Origin of the sequence: Streptomyces calidiresistens, from assembly GCF_014141525.1 — a bacterium.
In the GTDB taxonomy this organism is placed as follows: Bacteria; Actinomycetota; Actinomycetes; order Streptomycetales; family Streptomycetaceae; genus Streptomyces; species Streptomyces calidiresistens.
This window is the reverse complement of sequence record NZ_VKHS01000622.1, coordinates 1-3378: the sequence shown is the minus strand read 5'-3', so window position 1 is coordinate 3378 and position 3378 is coordinate 1. Positions and strand designations below refer to the sequence as shown.

General features: G+C 76.6%; 1 protein-coding gene. It reads right to left on the bottom strand.

Features of this window, described 5'->3' with window-relative positions:
• The coding region (locus FOE67_RS20550) for an Rne/Rng family ribonuclease (RefSeq protein WP_438874268.1) at positions 1-3138 on the bottom strand (3138 nt) is incomplete at its 3' end.
• Between the last annotated feature and the right edge of the window lie 240 nt (positions 3139-3378).

Here is a 3378-nt window from a genome sequence, read left to right as displayed (position 1 = left end):
GGCACGCCGCACGGCGCGGCGACGCGGGGGCGCGGCGGGGGTGGTCTCCGGTGCGGTCTCCGCGGCGGGGACCGGAGCCGTGTCCGGGCCGGTCCCGGCGTCGGTGCCGGTCGCCGCGGCGGCCGCGGACGCGGTGTCGCCCTCGATCACGACGACGGCGGCCTCCGCCTCCCCTCCCGGGGAGCCGGCGGGCGCGGCGGCGCGGCGGGCGACCCGGCGACGGCGCGGCGGGGCGGCGGGCTCGGCGGCGGGAGCGGGCTCCTCCACCGGGGCCGGCTCGGTGTCGGTGCCCTCGGCCGGAGCGGTGGAGCCGGTGGTGACCACCACGGCGGCGCTCTCCGCGTCGGGCCCGGCGGGCGACCCGGCCGGGGCGGCGGCGCGGCGGGCGACCCGGCGGCGCCGGCGCGGCCCCTCGGCCGGGGCGGCATCGGCCTCCGCGGGGGCCTCCGGGACGGTGTCCTCCGCCTGCGCGGCGGCCTCCACCGGTTCCGGCGTCCCCGTCGGCTCCGGGGTCCGGGCCGGTTCGGCGGACGGGGCCTCGACGGCGCCCGTCGCCGTGACGGGGGCGGAGGCGCGGCGACCGCCGCGACGGCGGCGTCCGCCCCGGCGCACCGACTCCTCGGCCTCGGCGATGCTGTGGTACAGCTCCTCGTCGGCCCGCAGTTCCAGGGGGCCCTCGTCGGTGGCGACCGGCGCGTCCACGGCGGGCTCCACGACCGGTTCCACGACCGTCGGCTCCCCCTCGCCGGCGACGTCGGCGAGGTCGTCCGCGTCGGGGGCCTCCGTGGCCTCCGCCGCCTCCGCCGCCTCGGCGGCGGCCCGCTGCTCGGCCTGCTTCTGCTTGCGGCGGCTCTTCTTCCCGCCGCCGCCCTGCGAGGTCGGCTGTTCCATGTGGACGATGACGCCCCGGCCGTTGCAGTGCGCGCAGGTCTCGGAGAAGGACTCCAGGAGCCCCTGGCCCACCCGCTTGCGGGTCATCTGCACGAGCCCGAGCGAGGTCACCTCGGCGACCTGGTGCTTGGTGCGGTCGCGTCCCAGGCACTCCAGGAGCCTCCGCATCACCAGGTCCCGGTTGGACTCCAGCACCATGTCGATGAAGTCGATGACGATGATGCCGCCGAGGTCGCGCAGGCGCAGCTGGCGGACGATCTCCTCGGCCGCCTCGAGGTTGTTGCGGGTGACCGTCTCCTCGAGGTTGCCGCCCTGGCCGGTGAAGCGGCCGGTGTTGACGTCGACCACGACCATGGCCTCGGTGCGGTCGATGACCAGGGAACCGCCGCTGGGCAGCCAGACCTTGCGGTCCAGTGCCTTCATCAGCTGCTCGTCGATGCGGTGGCTCGCGAAGACGTCCACCTCGGAGGTCCAGCGGTGCAGGCGGGGGGCGAGGTCGGGGGCGACCCCGGCGACGTAGTCGTGGATGGTCTCCCACGCCTCGTCGCCGCTGACGACGACCTTGGTGAAGTCCTCGTTGAAGATGTCGCGCACCACGCGGACGGTCATGTCCGGCTCGCCGTGCAGGAGGGTCGGGGCGTTGGTGCCCTTCTTCGCCTTGCGCTGGATGTCCTCCCACTGGGCGCGCAGTCGCTGCACGTCGCGGGTCAGCTCGTCCTCGGTGGCGCCCTCGGCGGCGGTGCGCACGATGACGCCCGCGTCGTCGGGGACGATCTTCTTGAGGATCTGCTTGAGGCGGGAACGCTCGGTGTCCGGGAGCTTGCGGCTGATGCCGGTCATCGAGCCCTGCGGAACGTAGACCAGGTAGCGGCCGGGGAGCGAGATCTGGCTGGTCAGCCGGGCGCCCTTGTGGCCGATGGGGTCCTTGGTGACCTGGACCAGCACGGACTGGCCGGACTTCAGCGCGCTCTCGATGCGGCGCGGTCCGCCGCTCATGCCGAGTGCCTCGAAGTTGACCTCACCGGCGTAGAGGACGGCGTTGCGGCCCTTGCCGATGTCGATGAAGGCGGCCTCCATCGAGGGCAGGACGTTCTGGACCTTCCCCAGGTAGACGTTGCCGACGTAGCTGGTGGACTGTTCCTTGTTGACGTAGTGCTCGACGAGGATGTCGTCCTCCAGCACCCCGATCTGCGTGCGCTCGCCGCTCTGGCGGACCACCATGACGCGCTCGACGGCCTCGCGGCGGGCGAGGAACTCGGCCTCGGTGATGATCGGCACCCGGCGGCGGCCCTGCTCGCGGCCCTCGCGACGGCGCTGCTTCTTGGCCTCCAGGCGGGTGGAGCCCTTGATGGACTGCACGCCGTCGGAGCCGGTGCCGTCCTCCTCGCGGTCCCGCTTGCGGCGGGGTTCGCGGACCTTGACGACGGTGCGCTCGGGGTCGTCCTCGCCGGGGGCGGCGTCCTCGGTGTCGGCGCTCTCGCCGCTGCGGCGGCGACGACGGCGACGGCGACGGGAGCCGCGGCCGCCCTCCTCGGCGCTCTCCTCGGCGTCGTCCCCGGGGCCGTCCCCGGCCTCGGTGTCCTCCGCCGCGTCGCCGGTGGTGTCGGTGCGGTCCGGGGTGTCGTCGGCCTCCGCCGGGGCGGGGGTCCCGGACTCCTCGGGGGTCTCGTCGGTGTCGGCGGCGGCGGTCCGGGGGGCGGTGTCCCCGTCCTCCTCCGTCCGGGAGCGGCCGGCGGTCTCGGCGGCGCGCTCGGCGAGTTCGCTGCGGCGGCGGCGACGGCCCCCGCGGCGGCGACGGCGGCCGGGGCGGTCCACGGCGTCGGAGTCGGCGCCGTCGTGGCCGTCGGCGCCGGAAGCGGTGTCGGTGTCGAGGTCGGCCTCGTCCCCGGGGACCTCGTCGAAGAGGTCGTCGGCGCGGCCGGAGGCGGCCTCGGCGGCGGCGCGTTCGGGGGTCTGGAACATCGGGGCCTGGAAGCCGATGGCGCGCGGGGCGGGGGACCGGAAGGAGGCCGCCGGCGCGGTGGGGGCCCGGAAGGTGGGTGCCTGGAAGGCGGGGACGACGAGGGGGACCGCCCGCTCCTCCCCGGGGCCGGAGTCGGTGTCCCCGGCGGCGGAGGTGTCGGGCTGCTCGTCGCCGTCGGTGGCCTCGGTGGCCTCGGTGTCGGCGGTGGCCTCGGCGTCCGTGGCGTCCATGTCCCGGGGGCGGTCGGTGTCGGCCGCGCCGGTGTCGGCCGGTACGTCGTCCACGGGCGCGACGGGCGGTTCGCCGTCGGCGTCGGAGCCCGTGTCGCCGGGGGTGTCGGTGCGGTCCGGGGCCGCGGGCGCGGCGGCGGCGCGGGTGGCCCGGCGACGGCGGCGCGGGGCCGCAGGGGCGGACTCGCCGCCCCCCGAGCGGCGCCCGCCCCCGTGGCGCGGCGCCCGGGAGCGTGACGGGAGAACCGCCCGCATGCACGAGCACAACGAGTCCGCCGAAGCGGACACACCGAC